The organism is Bradyrhizobium sp. USDA 4502 (assembly GCF_054063355.1).
This window is the reverse complement of sequence record NZ_JBSSGF010000001.1, coordinates 1,085,643-1,108,423: the sequence shown is the minus strand read 5'-3', so window position 1 is coordinate 1,108,423 and position 22,781 is coordinate 1,085,643. Positions and strand designations below refer to the sequence as shown.

Below are 22,781 nucleotides of genomic sequence, written 5' to 3'. Positions count from 1 at the left end.
GGGGTGTCCGGGGAATGATTCACTGTGTCGCGGTGCATGCTCGGCAGGACCGAGGCAAATCGGTCTTTTCTGGTTGTCGAGACACAGAGGGCCGAGCATGCGATATCGCGGTAGCATTTTTGGAAGGCTGCTTGAACCGATCAATCGACGGCAGTTTCAGACGGTTGTGGATCGTCTGGACGGGGATGCCTACGACAAGTCGTTCAGGAGCTGGGATCATCTGGTGGCGCTGATCTATGCCCAGCTTAGCGGCAACAGCAGTCTGCGCGGGGTGGTGACTGGCTTCAACGCCAATTCGCAGCATCACTATCACTTGGGAACCGGCAAGCTGTCGCGCTCGACGTTGTCCGATGCCAATGCCCGCCGTCCGATCGGCATTTTCGCGCAAACCTTTGCGGCGCTGTCGGCGATGGCGCGTCGCCAGCTGCGGAGTGAAGGCATGGAGATGGTGCGTCTGATCGACGCCAGTCCGATCCCGCTCGGCAAGGTCTGCAGTTGGGCGACGTGGAACGGCCGCATCCGCGGCATGAAGCTGCATGTCGTCTACGACCCAAGGAGCGATGTCCCGACCTGCGTCGAGATGACGGCCGCGAACGTCAATGACATCGAGATCGGCCGACAGACCCCAATCCAGCCCGCCACCACCTATGTGTTTGACAAGGGCTATTGCCGTTTCGACTGGTGGCAGAAGATAAATGATAGCAAGGCTTTCTTCGTTACCCGGGCGAAGACGAGCATCCGTCTTCGCTCGCTCAGGCATCGCGCCATCCGCAAGCGTAACGGGGATGGCTTCGAAATCCTTGCCGATGACGAGGTGAAGCTCACCAGCAAGGGCGATTCGCGCCTTCCAATCCCGCTCCGCCGCATCAAGATCAGACGCGAGAAAGGCGGCAAGATCACACTCCTGACCAACGACCTTGCCCGTAGCGCCGTCGAGATCGCCGCCCTCTACAAGAGCCGATGGCAAATCGAGCTGCTGTTCCGCTGGATCAAGCAGCATCTCGATATTCGCAAGTTCCTCGGCGCCAACGACAACGCGATCCGCCTTCAGGTGCTCGCTGCGATGATTGCCTACCTGCTGCTGCGCATCGCCGCTCACACCAACTGCATCAAAATGCTCCCGCTCAGGTTCGCCGAACTCGTCGGCCAGCTCCTGCTCACGCGTCGATCCCTCGCTGCCATCGACAAACCTCCGCCCATCAACCCCAGCCGTCGGAAATCAACCATCTCACCTGACCAGATGGAGCTCCGCTATGCCTGAATTTCCCCGGACACCCCTGCGCCTGCGGGGAGAGGTCGGATCGCATCGCAGATGCGATCCGGGTGAGGGGGTACAGGTCTATCCGCGGCCGATACTCGCGGATGCAGCCCCTCACCCCGACCCTCTCCCCGCAAGAGCGGGGCGAGGGAGAACTGGCACCGCTTCCTACGCCTCGATCCCCCGCTGAATCAAAATCCGCCTCGGCGCTGTCGTTCCAGACGTCCATCTTGACGATCTGCCCGCCCCGCACCACGAAGCGGTCGACATAGCGGTTGCCTTCGAACGGCGTGCCGTCCGTCCACTCGCCGTAGAGCGTGCCGACGCTGTAGACGACGGTCTCGCCGGTGCCAGGGCAGACATCGAAGCGGTCCATCTTCTTCTTCACCCAGCGATAGCGCTTCGCATTGAAGGCGGTCGGCCCGCGCGGATGGTCGAATTCGCGCCCGCCGGTGAAAGTGATCACCGTGCCCGGCTTCATATAGGCCGCGGCCGCATCCGGATCGGGGATCATCGACGCCGTCAGATAGGCCTCGACGATCTCGACATCGGACATCGGGCGGGCATCGGCTTTGGCGGGTGCGGACATGGGGCCTCCAGGAATAATCAGGACTCTACAATCTGCCGGCAAAAGTGTATGCATATTTTTTAGACAGTCGAACCATAAAACTGCACACAATCTGGTGCTGCCGGATCCTCGCCCCTCCGCTAGGCTGAAACCATCCTGATGTTTCCTCGCCGATGATCGCGAAACCTGCCTTTGACCTCGTCTTCCGCAATGCCGTGACGCGCAGCTCTGCCGCCGCGGTCGATATCGGCATCGCCGGCGGCAGGATCGCCGCGATCGCGCCGCGCCTCGTGTGTGAGGCGGTCGAAGTCGACCTCAACGGCCGGCTGGCGTTGCCCGGCTTCGTCGACACCCATATCCATCTCGACAAGGCCTGCCTGCTCGGCCGCTGCGGCCACGATCACGCCAGCCTCGGCGAGGCGATCCGCGCGGTATCGGCGATGAAGCGCGACTTCACGATCGAGGATGTCCATGCGCGCGGCTCAAAAGTGATCGAGCGCGCAATCACGGCGGGCACCACGCGGATGCGGACGCATGTCGAGATCGACCCGAGGATCGGGCTGCGCGGCTTCGAGGCGGTCAAGGCCTTGAAACGCGACTATGCCTGGGCGCTCGACCTCTCGCTCTGCGCCTTTCCGCAAGAGGGCCTGACCAACGATCCCGGCGCCAACGAGCTCTTGGTCGCGGCGCTCAACGACGGTGCCGAGGCGGTCGGCGGCTGCCCCTATGTCGACAGCGATCCGAACGCGCATATCGCGCGCATCTTCGATCTCGCGCAGCAATTCGACGTCGATGTCGACCTCCATCTCGATTTCGACCTCGATCCCTCCTGGTGGCACATGGAGGAGGTCTGCCGGCAGACCGAGCGGCGCAACTATCACGGGCGCGTCGCGATCGGGCACGCCACCAAACTCTCCGCGCTGCCGCCTGATCGGTTGAAGAAAGCCGGCGCTCGGCTCGCCGAGGCCGGTGTCGCGGTCACCGTGCTGCCGGCGACCGATCTCTATCTGATGGGCCGCGACGCCACCCACAACGCGCCGCGTGGGCTGACCGCCGCGCATCGGCTCGTCGCCGATGGCGTGCTGTGCTCGGTCGCGACCAACAATGTGCAAAATCCCTTCACGCCGTTCGGCGATGCATCGCTGCTGCGGATGGCCAATCTCTACGCCAATGCGGCGCATGCCGGGATCGGCGAGTTCGACGCCTGCCTCGATCTCGTCACCGACCTGCCGGCGCAGCTGATGAACCTGAAGGATTACGGCATCACGGTCGGCAATCCCGCCGACATCGTCGTGCTCGACACCGACAGCGGAACCAACGCCATCGCCGAGCTGCCCGACGTGCTGATGGGCTTCAAGCGCGGCCGCAAGACCTTCGAACGGCAGCGGCCGACGCTGTTCCGGCCTGACACCGAGATGTTTGTCCCGTCGTCCTGAGGCGCGAGCTCTTGCGAGCCTCGAAGGATGCACGGCCCCGTGAGATCCACACGGAGAGAGCCGGCCCGTCGACCCTTCGAGACGCGCGCAAGAGCGCGCTCCTCAGGGTGACGGTGAACGAAGAGGCGAGTGCCGCCTTGCCAATACGCATTGTCGCCTTGCCCTGGCGCGAATTGACGCGTCCGCCGATCCGTTGTTGGTATCCCGCCAACAGCAACAAACAACCGGGCAGGAAACCATGAGCAAATCCACCACAATCAAAAGCGTCGAGACGCTCGCCTGCGATGCCGGCTGGCGGAATTATCACTTCGTCAAGGTGACGACGACGGACGGGCTGGTCGGCTGGAGCGAATATGACGAGGGCTTCGGCGCGCCCGGCGTGACGGCGGCGATCGAGCGGCTGTCGGCGCGGGTGGTCGGCAAGAACGCGTTCGAGCACGAGCGGATCTATGTCGAGCTGTTCGCCGCGACGCGCCCTGCCGCCGGCGGCGTGGTGGCGCTGGCGCTCGGGGCGATCGAGAACGCGCTGCTCGACGTCAAGGCCAAGGCGCTCGGCGTGCCCTGCTACGACCTGCTCGGTGGCAAGATCCGCGACCGCGTGCGGGTGTACTGGTCGCATTGCGCGACCTGGCGCATCAATCATCCCGACTGGTACAAGCCGGCGATCACTGATCTCGACGGCGTCAAGGCGATCGGGGCCGAAGTGCGCGAGAAGAAATTCACGGCGATGAAGACCAACATCTTCGTCTATACCGACGGCAAGCCGCAAGGCTGGCGCCCCGGCTTCGGCTCGCCGTTCCAGCCCGAGATCAATATCGACCGCACCGTGCTGCGCAATCTCTGCATGCACCTGGAGGCGATCCGCGACGGTGCGGGGCCGGATGTCGATCTCCTGCTCGACCTCAACTTCAACGCCAAGACCGAGGGCTATCTGAAAATCCTGCGCGCCATCGAGAAGATGGACATGTTCTGGGTCGAGATCGACACCTTCAATCCACAGGCGCTCGGCTATATCCGCCGCCAGAGCCCGCACCCGATCTCGTCCTGCGAGACGCTGCTCGGCCTGCGCGAATTCCTGCCCTATTTCACCGAGCAGGCGATGGATGTCGCGATCATCGACACGCCATGGAACGGGGTCTGGCAGTCGATGAAGATCGCCGCCGCCGCCGAGCATTTCGAGGTCAACGTCGCGCCGCATAATTTCTACGGCCACCTCTGCACCATGATGAACGCGCATTTCTGCGCCGCGGTGCCGAACCTGCGCATCATGGAGACCGACATCGATCGGCTGGCCTGGGACCACGAGCTGTTCACCCACGTGCCCGAATTCGTCGACGGCCATCTGGTGATCCCGGATCGCCCGGGCTGGGGCACCGAGCCGAACGAGGAAGGCCTGCGCGCGCACCCGCCGAAGAACAAGGGCGGGCTGCTGAATTATGGATTGAAGAAGTAGACGTTTGTTGCGCCGGCCCACACCCCATCGTCGTCCCGGCGAAGGTCGGGACCCATAACCACCGCTGCCTGGTGTGTAAGGGATTATCGCCCCAGCAGAGCAAAACAATGCGCAGTTGGGGTAATGGGTCCCGGCCTTCGCCGGGAAGACGCATGACCCAACTCAACGGCCCTCAATTATCCTCGCGCACCGCCGTGAACGCGCTGTCGATCACGTCGCCGATCGGCTGCCAGGCATTGCCGTCGAACTGCACCAGGCGCATCTGCTTGATCGGGCGGAAGTCCTTCGGTCCGGTGTTGATCACGATCCCGGGCAGCGCGATCGGGCTCTGGTAATCCTTCAGCGACGCGGCCTGCCGCATGATGTTCTCGCGCGACAGATCGTCGCCGCACTGGCGCAGCACCTGCATCAGCGTATCGGCGGCGGCGTAGCCGAACACGGCGTAGATGTCGTCCTTATCGCCGTCGGGATAATACTTGTCCATGAAGGCGAGCCACGCCTTGATCTGCGGATCGTCCTTCCAGGAGGCATCGCCGGCATCCTTGAGGAACGAGGTCGAGATCACGCCGAGCGAATTCTGCAGGCCCGCCGGCCGCAAGGCGCTGGCGATCGAGGCCGACGCGTTGTCGAGGATGAACACCGGATGCCAGTCGAGGTCGGCGGCGACGCGGATCGCGCGCGCCGCGATCGCCGGCGCGCCGTCAAACACCAGAATATCGGCGCCGGAGTTCTTCAGGATTCCGATCTGGTTCTGGATCGCGGTCTCCGATGCATCGAAAGCGAGATCGGCGACGATCATGCCCGCGGTGTCGCCGAGCCCTTCCTGCAATCCCTTGAACAGGTCGCGGCCGAACTGATCGTTCTGCCAGAGCACCGCGATCTTGCGGGAGGGATAGGCCGCTTGAATGTAATTGGCGTAGATCCGCCCCTCGGCGCGGAAGGTCGGCTGCCAGCCCATGGTCCAGGGAAAGGTCGCAGGATGCGCCCACGCCTCGTCGCCGGAAGCGACGAACAGCTGCGGGACCTTGTTCTCGTTGAGGTACTTCCGGACCGCGAGGTTGCTCGGCGTGCCGAACGAGCCGAACATCAACAGCACGTCCTGCTTCTCGACGAGATCGCGGGTCTGCTCCATCGCGATCTTCGGATTGGAGCTATCATCGACCGAGACGAACCTGACCTTGCGGCCGTTGATGCCGCCATGCTCGTTGACCATGTCGAAATAGGCCGCCTCCGCCCGCCCGATGGTCGCGAACGCCGCGAGCGGTCCGGTATAGGGCATGACATTGCCGATGCGGATCTCGTTGCCGGCCGCCGGCTGCGCCTGCTGCGCGCGCAACGGCGCCGCCGCGAGGACAGCTGTGAGGACGAGGGATATCGAAAGCGCCGTTTGTCTTTTTGTTTGCATCAACATCGCCACAAACGCCGGCGGCTGGCCGGCGCTCCTCCCGAGCGAGCGGAGTTTATCGCCCAAGCCAATGCCGGAAAAATGAAATGTTGATGGCGGAGGCGGGCCTTCTTTCACCTCCCCTGCAAGCGCAGGGCAATCGCATATGGCAGCGAAAAGCTTGGCGGCGCTATTTCCACATCGTCATGGCCGGGCTTGTCCCGGCCATCCACGTCTTTTTCGCGCGGAAACCAAGACGTGGATGCCCGGCACAAGGCCGGGCATGACGAGTCTGTGGAGGGATCGAGCGCACATGCGATAGCCCTCCCCGCAAGCGGGAGAGGGAGCGCAGTTCCCGCATAGCGATCAGCGCAATGTTATGTCGAGCCAGCCCAGCGGGTTGACCGCGACGCGGTCGCCGGTGTCGACCAGGACGGTCGTGGTTTCAGCCTCAATGATCGCGGGACCGGCCAGCGAATGGCCCGGCCTGAGATCGTCGAGCGCGTAGACCGGCACCTCGCGCCAGGCACCGAACCAGGCCTGCCGCTTGCCGCGCGGCGCGCAGGGCGCAGCCGAGCTGGCCTTGCCGGCATCACCGCTGCCGCGCGCCACCTTGCCGACGGCGGCAACGCGGGCGTTGACGAACACCACCTCCTGCCCGCGCGAGGCATAGGTGTAGAGCTCCTCGTGGCGGCGATGGAAGCGTTCCTCGATCTGCGCCACCAGGTCGGCGACGCCGAGATCGAGCTCGCCGAGCGGCACGTCGATCTCGAACACCTGCTCGCCGTAGCGCATCTCGGCCGAGCGCTCGATGCCGATATCGCCCTTGAACCAGTCGCGCAGCCGCCCCGCCGCCTGCTCTTCCAGCCCGGCGAACAAGGCGCGAACCTCGTCGGCGGAAATCCGGCCGGTGCCGTAATGGGTGCGGCTGACCTCGTAGCGCAGATCGCTGGTCAGCATGCCCCAGGCCGAAAGCACAGAGGCGACCGTCGGCACGATGATGCGCTTGATCTCGAGCTCGCGCGCGACCTCGGCGGCGTGCATGCCGGCGGCGCCGCCGAAGCTGAGCAGCGCGAATTTGCGCGGATCGACGCCGCGGCGCAAGGTCATCAGGCGGATGCCGTCGGCCATCTTCAGATTGATCATCTTGTAGATGCCGGCGGCGGCCTCGATCCGCGACAGCTCGAGCGCTGCGGCGATCCGGTCCACCGCGGCTTCCGACGCCGCACGGTCGAGCGGCCGCGCGCCGCCCATGAAGGCGGCGGCGTCGAGATAACCGAGCACGACATTGGCATCGGTGACGGTGGCAGCCGTGCCGCCATTGCCGTAGCAGGCCGGGCCCGGCACCGAGCCCGCGCTCTCCGGCCCGACCCGCAGCGTGCGGCCGCCGTCGACGCTCGCGATCGAGCCGCCGCCGGCGGCGATGCTGGCGATGTCGAGGCTGCGCAGCGCGATGCGCTGGCCGGCGAGCATGCCATCCGCCGACAGCGAGGCCTGGCCATCTGCGATCAGCGAGATGTCGGTCGAGGTGCCGCCCATGTCGAACGGCACGAGATCGGGGATCCCGAGCATCTCGGCGCAGCGGCGGCTGCCGGAGATGCCGCCGGCCGGCCCCGACAGCACCGTGCCCGCGGCGAGCCGCGAGGCTTCCTCCACCGGCGCCATGCCGCCATGCGACAGCACGACGAACAGCGAGCCCTTGAAGCCCGCCTCATGCAGGCTACGCTCCAGATTGGTGAGATAGCGTCGCACCGTCGGCGCGACATAAGCGTTCACGATTGTGGTCGAGACACGCTCATATTCCTTGATCTGCGGCAGTACGTCGCTCGAGCGCGACACGCTGACGTCGGGCAGCTCCTTCGCCAGCTGCTCGACGGCGGCAAGCTCATGCGCCGGGTTGAGATAGGCATGCAGAAAGCAGACCGCGACGGAATTCGCACCCGAACGTTTCACTTCCGCGATGACGTCGCCGAGCGCGGCGGCATCGAGCGCAACCGCAGCGCTGCCGTCGGCCTTCAGCCGCTCGCGCGCGCCAAAGCGGCGCTCGCGCGGCACCAGCGGCTCGGGCGGCGGCGTGCGCAGATCGTAGCGGTCCGGCTTCAACCCCTCGCGCATCTCGACGACGTCGCGATGACCTTCGGTGGTCAGCAGCGCAACTTTGGCGCCCTTGCGCTCGAGCAGCGCATTGGTCGCAACCGTCGTGCCGTGCACCAGGCGATCGGTCGCGGCGAGCATCGCCGCGCGCGTCACGCCGAGACGGCGCGCCAACTCTTCCAATCCCGCCATCACGCCGATCGACTGATCGGCCGGCGTGGACGGCGATTTCGCAAAAGCGGTGCGCCCGGTTTGATCCGTTGCAACCAGGTCGGTGTAAGTGCCGCCGACGTCGACCCCAATCGTGTACATCGCTGCCCTACACCGCTTTCGAAACCAAACCTTGCGCAAGATCGCGCGCCCGCGCTTCCGCCGAGCGCTTCTCCGATGGACCCCAGCCGCCGCCGCCGGAGGACCGGATCTCGAGGCAATCGCCGGGGCGCAGCTCGATGCCGACTTCCTTCGTCTTCAACACGCGCGGCGCGCGGCCTTCCGAGAGCAGCCGGTAGTGATGCGGCTCGCCGTCCTTGCCGCCGAGCATGCCGCAGGGACCATGGCGCGCGCCGTCGCCGGCGGTGTTGCCCTTGGCCGGCTTCTGCGTCTCCAGCACCATGTCGAGCGCGACGCCAAGGCCGCCGCGATGCTGGCCGTCGCCGCCGGAGTCCGGCCGAAATTCGTGCTGGCGGAAATGCAGGGGAAAGCGCACTTCGGCAACCTCGATGCTGCCGAATTTCAGCCCGCCGACCGAGTGCCACTCGCCGATCGACGAATAGCCGTCGCCGCCGGGCGAGGCGCCGCCGCCGGGCCGTGCCTGGAACATGTGCCAGATGAAATTGCGTCCGTTGCGCGGATCCTCGCCCTGGATCGCGATGCGGAAGCGGCGCCCCCAGCCGCCCATCACCCGATCCGGACAGGACGCCGACATCGCCTTGATGATGGCTTCGACGATCTCGTTGGAGGGATGGCTGGTGCACAAGGTGACGGGACGGCCGGGATCGGCCCAGACAATCGTGCCCTGCTTCGCCACCACCTTGAGCGGCCGCAGCGCGCCGGTGTTCTTGGGAATGTCGGCATCGATCAGATAGGCAAAGGCCATCGCGACCGCCGCCTGCATGTTGGCATGCGAGGAATTGACAAAACTGGTCGACTGCGGATCGGAGCCAGTGAGATCAACCTCGATGTCGCTGCCCTTCTTCGTCACCTTGGCGGCGATCCTGATGTCGGTGCGGCCGTGGCCGTCATCGTCGAGCAGCGCCTCGCCGTAGAACACGCCGTCCTTCCAGCTCGACACCACGGCGCGGGTCTGCTGCTCGGTCGCGTCCAAAATCGCCTCGATCGCGGCTTCGACCGTCTCCGCGCCGAACTCGCTGAACAGTTTCGAGACGCGGCGTTCGCCGAGATGCGCGGCCCCGAGCATTGCCGCGAGGTCGCCGCGGAATTCACGGGGGTTGCGGATGTTCAAAGCCAGGAGGTCGAGCAGATCCTCGCGCGGCTTGCCGGCCTCGTAGAGCTTGATCGGCGGAATGCGGATGCCTTCCTGATAGATCTCGGTGGCGGCTGGATTGTAGGCGCCGTGGGTGGCGCCGCCGATGTCGCTCTGATGCGCGCGCACGATGGTCCAGAGCAGCCTTTTTCCGCCATCGAATACCGGCACGAAGGCCGTGAGATCAGGCAGGTGGCTGCCGCCCTGATAGGGATCGTTGAGCAGGATGACGTCGCCGGGCACGACATCGTTGAAGCGCTCCTCGACCGCCAGCGTCGCCCAGGGCAAGGCGCCGACATGAACCGGAATGTGGTCGGCCTGCGCGATCAGCCGCCCGTTGGTGTCGCAGATCGCCAGCGAGAAATCGCGGCTGGAATTGAGGATCTGCGAATACGAGGTGCGAAGCATGGCTTCGCCCATCTCCTTCACGATCGACGACAGGCGGTGCTGGACGACGGAGCGGGTGATCGGATCGATCTTGGCGGACATCTTGGCCTTCTTGGCGCGAGGATTTGCGCAGGGAGGATGGTGGAACCGGTTGATCGAAACCGGAATTCCTTCTTATAGCCAGTGGCTTGCGGATCGCAAATCGGCTGCCCCGGCCGAAACGGATCATTCCGGCGATCAGCAAGTCGTGATCGACAAGAATCTGCCTGACGACGGAATAGAACTCACGCTGCTGCGTCCCACCCATGCAAGCCGGCCCAAGCCCGTAACCGCTCGGGCCTCCCCGACAACTCCCAGGGTGAACGCAAATGCTTCCTCGATTCCTTAAGTCCGGCCTCGCGCCGCTCGCCGGCGCCGCCCTGCTCGCTTTTGCAGCTGCGGCGGCTGCTTTCGCGCATGACGACCATCATCCGGTCCAGACCGGGCAGACGGCCGAAGAGAGCGCCTTCCTTGCTGAAAACGATACCGCGATGACCAAGATGATGAATGACATGGCGGCCAAGCCGAGCGGCGACATCGACCGCGACTTCGTCGCGATGATGCAGCCGCATCATCAGGGCGCGATCGACATGGCCGTGATCGAGCTCCGCTACGGCAAGAACGAGCAGCTGCGCCGGATCGCGCAGGAAATCATCGTCGAGCAGCAGCAGGAGATCGACGCCATGAAGCTCGCGATCGGAGATCCGGTTACGGCGTCCGCGCCCGCCCCAACACAGCAGACCCCGGCGCCTGCCGCTCACGATCATATGAACATGTCCCACGGAATGAAGAACTAGGAGCCTCAAACGATGAACCGTCAAATCCTCAAGAGCCTGCTGGCCACGACCGTGCTGGCGATGTCGAGCCCTGCTTTCGCCGGACAGGCGCCGGGCGCTGCGTCCGCGCCCGACATTCCGGTCAGCCATCACGATCGCGTCTACGCCGCCGAGCAGTTCTCCAACACGGTGTCGGTCACCGACCCGGCCGACAACAAGCTGCTCGGCGTGATCCGGCTCGGCGACCCGCAGCCGGGCAATTTCAGCCCGCTCTACAAGGGCCAGGTGCTGGTCCACGGCATGGGCTATTCGCCCGACCATCACACGCTTGCTGTGGTTTCGATCGGCTCGAACTCGGTGAGCTTCATCGACACGGCAACCAACGCGGTCAAGCACGTCACCTATATCGGGCGGTCACCGCACGAGGCGTTCTTCACGCCCGACGGCAAGGAAGTATGGGTCACGGTGCGCGGCGAGAATTACATCTCGGTCATCGACGCGCAGAGCTTCAAGGAAACGACGCGCATTGAGGTGCCCGCGGGACCCGGCATGCAAATCTTCTCGCCCGACGGCAAGTACGGCTACATCTGTTCGTCGTTCAATCCGGAAACCGACGTGGTCTCGGTGGCAGACCATCAGATCGTCGCGAAGGTGAAGCAGGAAAGCCCGTTCTGCCCGAACATCGCGGCCTCGCCCGATGGCGACCAGGTCTGGTTCACGCTGAAGGATGTCGGCAGGACGCAGGTGTTCAACGCCAAGCCGCCGTTCAACCTGATCAAGACCATCGACAGCGGCCCGATCACCAACCACGTCAATTTCGCGAAGACGCCTAAGGGCACGCTCGCCTATGTCACGATCGGCGGCACCAATGAGGTCAAGGTGTTTCGAACCGACGACTTCTCGCAAGTCGCGACCATTCCCGTCGGCAATCTGCCGCACGGCGTCTGGCCGTCCGGCGACGGCACGCGGGTCTATGTCGGTCTCGAAAATGCCGACGCGCTGGCCGCGATCGACACCGCGACCAACAAGGTGATCGCCAACATCCCGCTCGGCCAGGCGCCGCAGGCGATCGTCTATGTGCCGAACGCCGCGCCAAATCCGGAAGATCGCCAGAACCTGCAAGCCCTCGGCGTCGCCGGCCAGGCCGCTCACCTCGCGCTCGCACCGAAAAAGCAAGCCAAGGACGAGAAGCCGCCGACCAGCGTATCGCTGTTCGATCAAGGGCTGATCCAGGTGCTGCAGGCTTCCGTGACCGGGCTCGAGCCGAAGCAGCGCTACGTGCTGGGATTGGCCGAACACGCTGACGGTGGCGGCATGGTGGAGCCGCTGGCAGCTTTCATGACCAATCCGGCCGGCTCCGCGATCGTCAACGCGGCCGGTCCGATCCGGCAGATCGTGCAGAGCGCGGCCAGGGCGGAGCGACGCTACCTCGTCATCGCAGCCGGCGAGCCGGCGAAACTCGGCGCGGTCGTCCAGGTCCAAGCGCCATGAGCGACATGCTGCACCTGGTCGAGCCGCTGATACCCGCCTTGCGGCGGTATGCGCGGGCCCTGGTCCGCGATCACGCCGCGGCCGACGACCTGGTGCAGGATTGCCTGGAACGCGCCGTCATTCACTGGGAGCAGCGGCGGTCGGACAATCCGCGCCCGTGGCTGTTCGCGATCCTGCATAATCTCGCCATCAACCAGTTTCGCCGCGCAACGGTGCGCGGCGTTCATGTCGCGATCGACGAAACCAACGAGGATGCATTCGGCCAGGAAGCGGCGCAGGAGCACAAGGTAATGTATCGCGATGTCATGGCGAAGCTCGCCAGGCTTCCGCATGACCAGCGTGCGGTGCTGCTGCTCGTCGGCGTTGAGGATTTGTCCTACGCCGATGCCGCGAAGGTGCTCGGTGTGCCTGTTGGCACGGTGATGTCCCGCCTCGCGCGCGCCCGCGAGCGGTTGCATCACGAACTGGAGGGAACTCCTGGCGACCTGGATCATAATATCGTGCAATTGCGGAACAAGACATGAGCAACCGACCCATTACAGAAGACGACCTGCACGCCTATGTCGATCGCGCGCTCGAGCCGGAACGCGAGGCCGAGGTCCGAGCCTATCTGGACAAGCATCCGGACGTGGCCAAGCGCATCACCGCCTACTCCGATGAGCGTAACCTTTTGCGATCGGCGCTGCTGCCGATCGCCGAGGAGCCGCTGCCGCCGCGGCTCAACCTCGCCAGGATGATCGAGAGCCCACGCCGCCGCCCTTCGTCGTTGCGCTGGGCCATCGCAGCGATGCTGATGCTCTCGATCGGCGGCCTTGGCGGATGGATGATCCGTGGCGCAACGCTTGCGCCGGCGGGCGGGCTCGCAGCGCTCGCCGAGGAGGCAAGCGATTCCTACAAGGTGTACGCCTCCGATCACACTAGGCCGGTGGAGCTGCGTGACAGCACCGAGCTTGTGCAATGGGTCTCCAACCGGTTGCATCAACCGGTGAAGCTGCCGGATCTCACCAAGTCGGGATATCGTTTGATGGGCGGACGGGTGGTGCCGACCGCACATGGTCCTGCGGCCATGTTCATGTACGACGACGATCGCGGCGAGCGGCTTGTGGTTCTCACCCGCCCGATGACGTCAGACCAGAACGCGCCGATGGCCGCGCATTCGGGTGGTGACGTAGCGGGCTTCTCGTGGGCTGACGGCGGTACGGGCTACTCCCTGGTGGGGCCACGCGGAGTGGACTCCCTGCGGCCGCTCGCCAACGAGATTCGCAAGCAGGCGCAGACGATCTGATCGGAACGGCGCGCTAAAGCATGATCCGGAAAAGTGCGAAGCGGTTTTCCGAAAAGATCATGCTCAAAAGAGCCAAGGCGCGATGACGATTCAACCCAATCTCATCGCGCTTTAGGGCCTGGTGTAGACCAGGAACAGCACGGTCCCGATCACCAGAGCGCCGGCGATGAACAGCAGCACCGCGGGCAGCCCGAACAGCGCCGCGACGCCGGCGGTGCTCGATTGCAGCAGCGCTGCGCCAAGGAAGAACGCGAGATTGACCGAGGACAGCGCCTTGCCGGTGTTCTGTGCGGCGACAAGCTGCCGCGTCATGCCGTAGATCAGCGGCTGCGCCGACGTCGCAAGCCCGATCAGGATCAACAGCACCAGGTCATATTGCGTCGGCATCACGGCAACGCCGAAGAGGTTCGAGACCGGGAAATGCGGTGCACCGGCCGCCATCAAGACGAGCAGCAGCGCGGCGATGGCATGCGTCACCGCCACCATGGCACGGCGGTGCCCGAACTTGCGATCGAAAGCGCCGATGCAGGCCGGGCCGACGATCATCGCCAGCGTGAACAGGCCGAGCACATTGCCGGCCTCGATCCGGCTCAGCCCTTTCTCGTCCATCAGCCACGGGCCGCCCCACAAGCCGCGCAAGGTCAGCGACGCGCCGAGCGACACCAGCGACAGCGCGATCAGGCCGCGCAGGCCGCGCGACATGCCGAGCCGCAGTACCTCGGCCATCTGGTGCAGCGGCGAGGAATCATCCGCATGCGCCGCCGGCTGCCGCGGCACCAGCGCGAACACCGCGATCAGCACGACAATGCCGAAGCCGGCCGAAACCCAGAAACCGGCGCGCCAGCCGAACTGATCGACCACGAAGGCCAGCGGGCTTGCCGACAGCAGCATGCCGATATTGCCGATCGAGAGGATCAGGCCGGACCACAGGCCGAACTTCGTCGCCGACATCTGTTTCGCCGCGAGCGTCATCGGGCACATCAGCATGCCCGAAGTGGCGACGCCGAGCATGAGCTGGCCGAGCACAAAGCTCGCAGGCCCCGTCGCCAGCGCCGAGACCAGCGTTCCGATAACGGTACCGGCGAGCAGGCTCAGCGACACCGGCCGCACGCCGAAACGATCCATCGCGGCGCCGACCGGGATTTGCGAGGCGGCAAAGGAGAAATGATAGATCGAGGTGAGGCTCGCGAGCGCCTGCGGCGAGGTGCCGAAATCCGACGCCATCAGATCGAGACTGATCGCCGGGATGGTCCGCAGCAGCGTCGACAGCATGTGGCCGGAGGCCAATACCAGAAGTGCAAGCACCAGGGCGCGGAACCCGATCCCCGCCTCTTCCTTCGTCACCACGCCGTCCACGAATCGCCTCTTCCCCGAGCGGTTTGGCGACGGGCGTAACATTATTGGGCGGATGGTGCCAACTTTGGAGGCAATGCTGCTGCCTCGACGCCGTCATGGCCGGGCTTGTCCCGGCCATCCACGTCTATCTTCACGCAGAACCAAAGACGTGGATGCCCGGGACGAGCCCGGGCATGACGAGTTTGTGGGGACTGCGTCCCTCACTGCTTATGGAACACCAGCGTGCGCAGCTCGATGCTCTCGCGCGGCGCGGCGTCTGCGGGCGTGGTCGGATCGACAAACGCGGTATGCGGCCCGAACCGCGTCCGGCCGTCGGTCGCCGAATCGTAGCATTTCAGCAGGATCGCCTCGTCCGGCGTCATCTCGGGAATGTAGAACCAGCGATGGTTCGGATTGTACTTCACCGAATAGGTCTCGCCGCTGCGGTTCGGATAGATCAGGTCGGAGGCGATCAGATCCTCCGGCGCCACTGTCGTACCGTCGGCCATCGCAAGCGGTGAATCGCGCAATGGCCCGCGGATCGGGCGCCACAGATTGATCACCTGGACGCGGCCCTTCACCAGCTGCTCAGCCTCGTCGGGCAGGTGCTCGAACACGCGGTTGCGGCCGGAGACGGCGGTCTGGTCGACATGGACGCGGGTTGCCGGCTGGCGCGGTCCGCCGCCGCGGATGTCAGCCGCGCCCTCGACGCGCCTGCGCACGGTGTGATCGAAGATGAAGACGCGGTCCGCCTTCAGCGTCGCCTTCAGGAAGGCTTCCACGGCCGGGTAGTAGACGTTGCGGACTTCGTTCTCGTCGTAATAGTCCTTCACACTGGTCGGATGCTTGACCAGCGCAAAGCCCTCGCGGTCGAGCGAGAAGCTGTCGGCGATCAAACGCCCGTCAAAGATCGGAACGTTGTGGGCTTCGGGCAGCGCGGTGGATTTGGGTTCGCCGGGCGGCGGATCGAAGGCGTAGGTCCGGGGCTTGCCCGGCGTCGGCGCGAGATAATTCAGTTCAGCGGTCACAAACGGCAGCGACTCGATGCGAGTTTGTTGAAGGCCCATGGTGATCTCCCGGACTCGATTGTTCGTCTGTTGGATCTTGGCAGCGCCGGAGGAAGCGACAAGGCCGCGGCGAAAATAGCAACGTTGCCGTTTTGGAACGTGCCAAACGGGGAAAATCCTTGCCGCGCGGCAGCCCGCGGACGAATGGATGTTTTGAATCACGGGTTCGTTAGCGGTGCAATGGTGCGGCGTTGAATCGCTTCCGCGCAGACGATCCACATCTCCCGCTTGCAGGGCCCCCGCAGATGCGTCGGCAAAATATCGAAAACAACCCCATGCAAAGGACCTCGCGGCTGCCGGCCTTCGACAGGGCACCTTCGACAGGGCACTTCGACAGGGCAGCTTGACACGTCGGGCAAATCAGGGATACATTTCCAATATTCCGAAATCGTGCAAGCACCCGCCGTCCTGGCGAAAGCCAGGACCCATTACCACTGAATTTGATAGTGAGCGGGATCGCGGCCCCAGCGTCGTACAACAACTGCCATCCGGGGCAATGGGTCCTGGCTTTCGCCAGGACGACGCTGGTGTCGCTTGCAGACTGCCTACAGTCCCGCGCCCTTCTCGACCGCGGTGCCAAACGAGCGATCGACGACGTCGGCGGCGTTGATCTTCTGCCGGATCAGGCCCCAGCGGTCGTAGAGGTCGATGGTCTTCTGCTCGTCAGCCACCACGCTGTCGTCGATCGGCGCGATGCGGATCTTGGCCCGCGTCAGCCAGTTCACCGCCACCGCGGGCGGGATGTTCATCAGCCTGCCCCAGGTGGCGGCGTAGCCCTCGACATTGTTCTGCGACCATGCGCGTGCGGCCGCCAACCGCCGCACGAAATCCTCGAGCTCGACGCGCTTGTCCTTGATCGCATCGGGCGTTGCGACCTGGAAGCCGAGGCCGGGCGTGATGCCGTCGGCCGTGATGACGCGGCGCGACTTGAACAGCACCTCTTCCTGGCTCACATAAGGCTCCCAGGTCGACCAGGCGTCGACCGAACCTTGCGTGTAGGCGACCTTGGCATCCGACGGCGCGAGGAACACGATCTGCACGTCGTTCGCCTGCCAACCCCTGGATTCCAGCGCCGCCAGGATCAGCTGATGGCCGATCGAGCCGCGGCCGGTTGCGATCTTCTTGCCGCGCAGATCGTCGAAGCTCTTGATCGCGGAGTTCTCCGGCACCACGACCGCGAGCCCGTCGCGCGACTGCCGCACCGCGGCGATCGCCTTGACCGGAATTTTGGCGGCCGCCGCGAAGGTGAACGGCGCGTCGCCGACCAGCCCGGTATCGATCGCGCCTGCGCCCAGGGCCTCCAGCAGCGGCGCGGCTGCGGCGAACTCCTTCCACTCGATCTTGTAGGGAACGTCCTTGAGCACACCGGCCGCTTCCATCACGGCCTGCGAATTGCCCTTCTGGTCGCCGACGCGCAGCGTGGTCTGCGCGAAGGCCGCGTCGACGGCGACGAGCGCAAGCACTGCCGCAACAATGAGACGGATCATTCGGCGGCAATCCCCTGCTGCTGGTCGCGCGCTTCGATCAGCTTGCGGGTCAGCGGGATCAGCGCCCGGCCATAATCGATCGCATCGACCAGCGGATCGAAGCCGCGGATCAGGAAGTGGCTGACGCCGAGATCGTAATAATCGCCGAATACCTCGGCGACCTGCTCGGGTGTGCCGACCAGCGCCGTGGTGTTGCTGTTGGCGCCCGTCAGTTTGGCGATCTCGGTCCACAGCCGCTTGTCGATGCGCGTGCCCTGATCGGCGAGCGCCAGCAGCCGCTTGGCGCCGTCGGTCGCATGGTTGGGACGGCGATAGCCGGTCTGGTCCTGCAGCGCGGTGGCGCGCTCGAGGATATGTTCCGCCTTCTTCCACGCCTTCTCCTCGGTGTCGGCGAGGATCGGCCGCACCGACAGGCTGAAGCGCGGCGTCGGCCTTCCGTGCCTGGCCGCGGCGGCGCGCACCCGCGCGGTGACGTCGCGCACCTGCGCGTAGGACTCGCCCCACAGCGCGAAAGTATCGGCGTGCTTGCCCGCGACCTCGACCGCGGCGTCCGAGCCGCCGCCGACGAAGGTGTAGATGCCGCCCTTCTGCAACGGCTTCACCTGCGAGAAGCCGTTCTCGACGTTGTAATACTTGCCGCTGTAGTTGAACGGCTTCTCGCTGGTCCACTCCAGCCGCACCACGTCGAGGAATTCGCTGGTGCGGGCGTAACGCTCGTCCTTGTCGTCGAGCGTGTTGCCGTCCTGGCGCAGCTCGATGGCGTTGCCGCCGGTGATGACGTGCAGCGAGACGCGGCCGCCATAGAACTGATCCAGCGTCGCAAGCTGCCGCGCCAGCAGCGTCGGCGCGGTGAAGCCCGGGCGCTGCGCGATCATCACCTTGAGCTGCTTGGTGATGGTCAGGACATGCTGCGCGACCTGCAACGCATCCGGCGTGGTGGAGTGGAACGCCAGCAGCGCGCGATCGAAACCGGCGAGCTCATGGGCCTTGGCCACCGTCTCGATATAGGGCGGATCGAGCACCGGGCCTGAGCGGACGATGGTCTCGGAGGCATTGTTGTTGGTGATGAAGCCGATGAACTCGACCGGCATGACGGGAACTCCGTTGTTGTTGGCTATTGTTTTCAGACGCCCAGCGCGAAGCGTCCGGCGGAGACACGGGTGGCATCGTCTTGCGGGGTATGGACGCGGCCACACAGCACGTCACGGTAATGCCGCTCCAGCGGATTGGTGCGCGACAGGCCGTGATTGCTGGTCAGCGACAAGGCATCCTCCACCACTGCCGCGGCGTTATTGGTCACCGTCAGCTTGATGATGTTAGACTCGATCGCGAACAGCGGGAAGCCGTTATCGAAATCGGCGGCGAAGCTGTCGATCAGGCGAGCATTGACCGCAAGGCGGGCCTCGATCGCGCCGACGACCTCCTGCATCCGCGGCAGGGTCGCGAGCGGCGCGCCGAGATTGGCGGGCACCCGCTCCTTCAGGAATTCGACCAGCCAGTCGCGGGCCGCGCGGGCGATGCCGTCGTAGATCGCGGCGACGAAGATCGCATGCACGGTCGCCTGGGTCACGTCAGGAACCTTCCAGTCGTCGGGCCTGCGGACGTCGATCTCGTAATCCAGCGGAAACACCACGTCGTCGAAGATCACGGTGTGGCTGCCGCTGGCGCGCAGGCCAAGGTGGTCCCAGCTCTCCTCGATCCGCGTTCCCGGCAACCCGGCCGGAACCAGAAACAAGCCGACACGGGTCTCCGGCTCATCGGTCTTTGCCCAGACCGAATACCATTTCAGGATCGGCGCGCCGGTCGAATAGATCTTCTTGCCGGTCAGCCGCCAGCCGGTCTCGGTGCGGCGCGCCGTGGTCGCCGGCAGGCCGCCGCGCGCGGGCGAGCCGAGTTCGGGCTCGACGCGGAGCGCGTTGATCAGCGCCACGCCCTCGACCGTTTCCCTGGCGAGCTTGCGCGACAGCCGGCCCGGCCAGCGCATGCTGTGCGCCATCACCAGATGCTGGATGTAATGCATCGACAGCACCAGCGCGGTCGACGGATCGGCCTTGCCGATGATGCCGAGCACGCGCGTGGCGTCGCGGGCACCTGCTCCGCCGCCGCCGAGCGCGGCCGGCACGGTCAGCGCCAGCAGGCCTTCGCGCGAGAGATCGGCGAAATTCTCGAACGGAAAGCTGGCATCGCGGTCGTGCGCCGGTGCACGCGCTGCAAACACGGCGGCGAGCCGCAACACGCGCGCGATGTGCTCGGGCTCGTCCGCCGGATGCAGCTCCCTCGCCGCAGATGTCACCATGTCGCCTCCAGTCCGAGCAGGCCGAGGATCTGCTTGCGCAGCTCGGCCAGATAAGGATCGCCGCGATGCCGCGGGTACGGCCGGGCGACGGCGATGTCCGCCTTGATCCGCGCCGGCCGATCGGAGAGTACGATGACGCGGTTGGCGAGCACCAGCGCCTCCTCGACGTCATGGGTGACCAACAGCGTGGTGAAGCCTTTGCGCTGCCAGAGCGCGACGAGTTCTGACTGCATGGCGATCCGCGTCAGCGAATCGAGCTTGCCGAGCGGCTCATCGAGCACCAGGATCTTCGGCTCGTTGACCAGCGCGCGCGCCAGCGCCACGCGCTGCGCCATGCCGCCGGACAGCTGGTGCGGATAAGCGTTGCGGAACGAGGACAGGCCGACCAGCTCGATGACGTCATCGACGCGGTGACGCTGCGCCTTCAGGATGCCCTGCGCTTCGAGGCCAAGCGCGACATTGTCCCACACCGTGCGCCACGGAAACAGCGTCGGATCCTGGAACACGACAACCCGCGACGGATGCGGGCCGGCGATGCGGACTTCATCCTCGCGCAGCGTGCCTGCGCGCGGCTTCTCCAGCCCCGCGACCAGCCGAAGCAAGGTCGACTTGCCGCAGCCGGACGGGCCGAGCAGCGCGACGAACTCGCCCGGCGCGATCGCGAGGTTGACATTGTCGAGCACCGGCAGCGTGGCGCCATCGATATCGAAGGCGTGGCTGACGCCTTCGATATCGAGCTCGGCGCCGACCGCCGGATAGGTGATCGCCTCAGCTGCGGACTGCGCTACCATTTGACGACGCCCTTCTGCCAGACCAGCAGGCGGTCGCGGGTGCGGAACAAGAGCGTGATCGCGCCGGAGCAGAGCAGCGACATCACGATCAGCGCCGCATACATGTTGGCGTAGGCCGCCCAACCCTGCGCCCATTGCAGGTACCAGCCGAGCCCGGCCTTGACGCCGATCATCTCGGCGACGACGAGCACGGCGAAGGACGAGCCGAGCCCCATGAACAGGCCGACGAACACATGCGGCAGCGCGGCGGGGATCGCGACCTTCAGCACCAGGAATGACGGCTTTGCGCCGAGCGTGCGCGCGACGTCGTAATAGGCGCTGCTGACGCTCGCGACGCCCGACCAGGTCAGGACCGTCACCGGAAAGCCGGTGGCGAGCGCGATCAGGAAGGTCGAGGCGCTCCAGCTCGACGGGAAGGTGAAGAAGGCGATCGGCAGCCAGGCCGTGGCCGGCAGCGGGCCGATGAAGCGCAGCACCGGATGCACCCAGTAACCGATCTTCTGCGACCAGCCGATCGAGACACCGGTGATAAAGCCGACGGTTGCGCCGATGATGTAGCCGCCGAGCTGCAGCTTGATCGAGGCGAACACGCTGTCGAGCAGTTTTGGCAGATCGTCGGTATAGACCTCGAGGATCGACTGCGGCGGCGGGAAGAACGGCAGCGGCAGCCAGGCGAACTTTGCGGTGGCGATCTCCCACAACGTCACGAAGGCGCCGAACGCCACCAGCCACGGCGCGCGTTTGCGCAACGCCTGCCCGGCGCCGCCGAGATAATCCGCGCTGAATGTGCCGAACAGGATGAACGCGGCGATGACGATCGCGCCGATGCCGAGCGATCCGGTCCGCGACCAGTCGCCGACATCGGGCCAATAAAGGCATGAGAGGCCGAATGCGAGCCAGACGAGGCTCGCCGCAAGGCCGACACCGTAACTGCCGGAGAGGTCCGCGAGCGTGATCGCCGCGCGCGGCGCGGCCGCGGCCGTCGTGTCAGACACTGAATACGTCGACATAGATCCGCTCCGCGAATTTGGCCGTGTCGGTGCTCTGCTTGAACACCTGCACCGTCTTGAGGTCGTCGGCGTAGCCCTTCAGCTCGCGCTTGAGCACTTCGCCGGTCGGGTGATGGTGGTGGGTGTGGTAGCGAGCCATTGCCTCGAGATCGGCGAGGCTCGCCGCCTTCGGCGCATAGGGTTGGAACGACTTCGCCGCCTTGTCCGGGTTCTGCGAGGTGAACATCGCGGCGTCGAGCAGCGCCTGGGTGATGGCGCGCGCGACTTGAGGCTCCTCGCGCACCAGGCTGCCGCGCAGGCCGACGATGCAGCAGCTCTTGTCGCGATATTCGCCGTCGAGGTTGGAGGCGACCTCCTTGTACTGCGCATCCTTCAACCAGAGATAGGCCAGCGGGTCCGACGACAAGAAGGCCTGCACCTCGCCCTTCTCGACCGCAACGTTCAGGAGATTGCCGGGATAGGCGCGCCAGTCGACGTCCTTGATCGGGTCGATGCCGAGCTTGGCCAGCTGGATCGAGAAGAAATTCTTGTCGGGACCGGCGAGATCGCCGACCGCGACGATCTTGCCCTTGAGATCGGCGAGCTTGCCTATGCCGGAATTAGTGCGAGTCAGGACGCGCATGCAACCGCCATGGGTGCCGGCAGCGATCTTGACGTCAAAGCCCTGCTCCAGCGGCTTCAACCAGCGCAGCGCCATGCCGAGACCGGCGTCGCTCTTGCCGGTGGCGATCGCCTCCAGCAGCTGGTCGGTCGAACCCGAATAGTTGACCAGCTCGACGTCGAGATTCTGCTTCTGGAAGAAGCCGTGGTCGATCGCGACCGGCAGCGGCGCAAGGCAGACCGCGCCGGCGTTCCAGGACAGCTTCAGCTTGCGCGGCGCGCCGGTCAAAGCCGGTGCATCGGATGCGGTCTTGCAGATCGGGAATTCGGAGAAGTCGATCGCCGGCGTGATCGCCCGTGGCGCGAAGGCCTGTGCGCTATAGGCCCCGATCGGCGCGGCAAAGGCCGCGGCGGCGCCGGCACGCAGCAATGTGCGGCGATCCATCACCGTCTTCTTGTTATCTCTCGACATCATCACTCCTGCATTTCGGCAAGGCTCCGCCCCGCGCGCAAAACGTCTCCGTTTGCACGCCCCGTCGTT

The 22,781-nt window shown here is 65.2% G+C and carries 18 protein-coding genes and 1 pseudogene; 7 read left to right on the top strand and 12 right to left on the bottom strand.

Annotation, left to right across the window (positions count from 1 at the left end):
* Positions 1-97 precede the first annotated feature (97 nt).
* Positions 98-1,261, top strand: a complete 1,164-nt coding sequence (locus tag ACVW1B_RS04990) for an IS4 family transposase (protein WP_057015126.1) — start codon at positions 98-100, stop codon at positions 1,259-1,261.
* 165 nt (positions 1,262-1,426) lie between these two features.
* On the opposite strand, the pseudogene ACVW1B_RS04985 reads toward ACVW1B_RS04990, so the two are convergent.
* Positions 1,427-1,847: pseudogene (locus tag ACVW1B_RS04985) on the bottom strand (nuclear transport factor 2 family protein).
* A gap of 152 nt (positions 1,848-1,999) precedes the next feature.
* Between ACVW1B_RS04985 and ACVW1B_RS04980 the strand changes: the two are divergent.
* On the top strand, positions 2,000-3,262 hold the full coding sequence (locus ACVW1B_RS04980; RefSeq protein ID WP_456821266.1) for an amidohydrolase family protein: 1,263 nt from the start codon (positions 2,000-2,002) through the stop codon (positions 3,260-3,262).
* Positions 3,263-3,500: 238 nt separating this feature from the next.
* The gene (locus ACVW1B_RS04975; RefSeq protein WP_028334402.1) at positions 3,501-4,715 is read left to right on the top strand and encodes a mandelate racemase/muconate lactonizing enzyme family protein; all 1,215 of its coding nucleotides are present in this window, start codon (positions 3,501-3,503) and stop codon (positions 4,713-4,715) included.
* 172 nt (positions 4,716-4,887) lie between these two features.
* Here ACVW1B_RS04975 and ACVW1B_RS04970 read toward each other — a convergent pair whose 3' ends face one another.
* The 3 genes from ACVW1B_RS04970 to ACVW1B_RS04960 form a co-directional block, all read right to left on the bottom strand.
* On the bottom strand, positions 4,888-6,126 hold the full coding sequence (locus ACVW1B_RS04970; RefSeq protein ID WP_456821265.1) for an ABC transporter substrate-binding protein: 1,239 nt from the start codon (positions 6,124-6,126) through the stop codon (positions 4,888-4,890).
* A gap of 339 nt (positions 6,127-6,465) precedes the next feature.
* Positions 6,466-8,505, bottom strand: coding sequence for a hydantoinase/oxoprolinase family protein (locus ACVW1B_RS04965; protein ID WP_456821264.1), 2,040 nt, complete (start codon positions 8,503-8,505; stop codon positions 6,466-6,468).
* A 7-nt stretch (positions 8,506-8,512) separates the two neighbouring features.
* Positions 8,513-10,165 carry a hydantoinase B/oxoprolinase family protein gene (locus tag ACVW1B_RS04960; protein ID WP_456821263.1) on the bottom strand — a complete coding sequence of 551 codons (1,653 nt, stop codon included), beginning with the start codon at positions 10,163-10,165 and terminating at the stop codon, positions 8,513-8,515.
* 266 nt (positions 10,166-10,431) lie between these two features.
* Here ACVW1B_RS04960 and ACVW1B_RS04955 point away from each other — a divergent pair, with 266 nt between their 5' ends.
* The 4 genes from ACVW1B_RS04955 to ACVW1B_RS04940 are packed head-to-tail and all read left to right on the top strand — an operon-like array spanning position 10,432 to position 13,654.
* A complete protein-coding gene (locus ACVW1B_RS04955) occupies positions 10,432-10,899 on the top strand; it encodes a DUF305 domain-containing protein (RefSeq protein WP_057015145.1) in 468 nt (155 codons plus the stop codon).
* 12 nt (positions 10,900-10,911) lie between these two features.
* Entirely contained in the window at positions 10,912-12,369 is a 1,458-nt protein-coding gene (locus ACVW1B_RS04950; RefSeq protein ID WP_456821262.1) for a YncE family protein, read from the top strand.
* Positions 12,366-12,893 carry an RNA polymerase sigma factor gene (locus ACVW1B_RS04945; protein ID WP_076824317.1) on the top strand — a complete coding sequence of 176 codons (528 nt, stop codon included), beginning with the start codon at positions 12,366-12,368 and terminating at the stop codon, positions 12,891-12,893. Before ACVW1B_RS04950 ends, ACVW1B_RS04945 begins: the two co-directional genes overlap by 4 nt.
* The gene (locus ACVW1B_RS04940; protein ID WP_456781328.1) at positions 12,890-13,654 is read left to right on the top strand and encodes an anti-sigma factor family protein; all 765 of its coding nucleotides are present in this window, start codon (positions 12,890-12,892) and stop codon (positions 13,652-13,654) included. Before ACVW1B_RS04945 ends, ACVW1B_RS04940 begins: the two co-directional genes overlap by 4 nt.
* A gap of 111 nt (positions 13,655-13,765) precedes the next feature.
* Here ACVW1B_RS04940 and ACVW1B_RS04935 read toward each other — a convergent pair whose 3' ends face one another.
* The 8 genes from ACVW1B_RS04935 to ACVW1B_RS04900 form a co-directional block, all read right to left on the bottom strand.
* Positions 13,766-15,001 (bottom strand): MFS transporter, encoded by a 1,236-nt coding sequence (locus ACVW1B_RS04935; protein ID WP_456823001.1) that lies wholly within the window; start codon positions 14,999-15,001, stop codon positions 13,766-13,768.
* Between the two features lie 209 nt (positions 15,002-15,210).
* Positions 15,211-16,056 carry a CmcJ/NvfI family oxidoreductase gene (locus tag ACVW1B_RS04930; protein ID WP_456781329.1) on the bottom strand — a complete coding sequence of 282 codons (846 nt, stop codon included), beginning with the start codon at positions 16,054-16,056 and terminating at the stop codon, positions 15,211-15,213.
* Positions 16,057-16,601: 545 nt separating this feature from the next.
* The gene (locus tag ACVW1B_RS04925; RefSeq protein ID WP_456821261.1) at positions 16,602-17,543 is read right to left on the bottom strand and encodes an ABC transporter substrate-binding protein; all 942 of its coding nucleotides are present in this window, start codon (positions 17,541-17,543) and stop codon (positions 16,602-16,604) included.
* Positions 17,540-18,634: an LLM class flavin-dependent oxidoreductase gene (locus tag ACVW1B_RS04920; RefSeq protein ID WP_456821260.1), complete on the bottom strand. Its 1,095-nt coding sequence runs from the start codon at positions 18,632-18,634 to the stop codon at positions 17,540-17,542. Before ACVW1B_RS04920 ends, ACVW1B_RS04925 begins: the two co-directional genes overlap by 4 nt.
* Positions 18,635-18,666: 32 nt before the next feature.
* Positions 18,667-19,839 (bottom strand): acyl-CoA dehydrogenase family protein, encoded by a 1,173-nt coding sequence (locus ACVW1B_RS04915; protein WP_456821259.1) that lies wholly within the window; start codon positions 19,837-19,839, stop codon positions 18,667-18,669.
* Positions 19,833-20,630 (bottom strand): ABC transporter ATP-binding protein, encoded by a 798-nt coding sequence (locus tag ACVW1B_RS04910; protein WP_456821258.1) that lies wholly within the window; start codon positions 20,628-20,630, stop codon positions 19,833-19,835. Before ACVW1B_RS04910 ends, ACVW1B_RS04915 begins: the two co-directional genes overlap by 7 nt.
* A complete protein-coding gene (locus ACVW1B_RS04905; protein WP_456821257.1) occupies positions 20,624-21,640 on the bottom strand; it encodes an ABC transporter permease in 1,017 nt (338 codons plus the stop codon). The genes ACVW1B_RS04910 and ACVW1B_RS04905 overlap by 7 nt, the downstream gene beginning before the upstream one ends.
* On the bottom strand, positions 21,618-22,712 hold the full coding sequence (locus ACVW1B_RS04900; protein WP_028339421.1) for an ABC transporter substrate-binding protein: 1,095 nt from the start codon (positions 22,710-22,712) through the stop codon (positions 21,618-21,620). Before ACVW1B_RS04900 ends, ACVW1B_RS04905 begins: the two co-directional genes overlap by 23 nt.
* Positions 22,713-22,781: the final 69 nt, after the last annotated feature.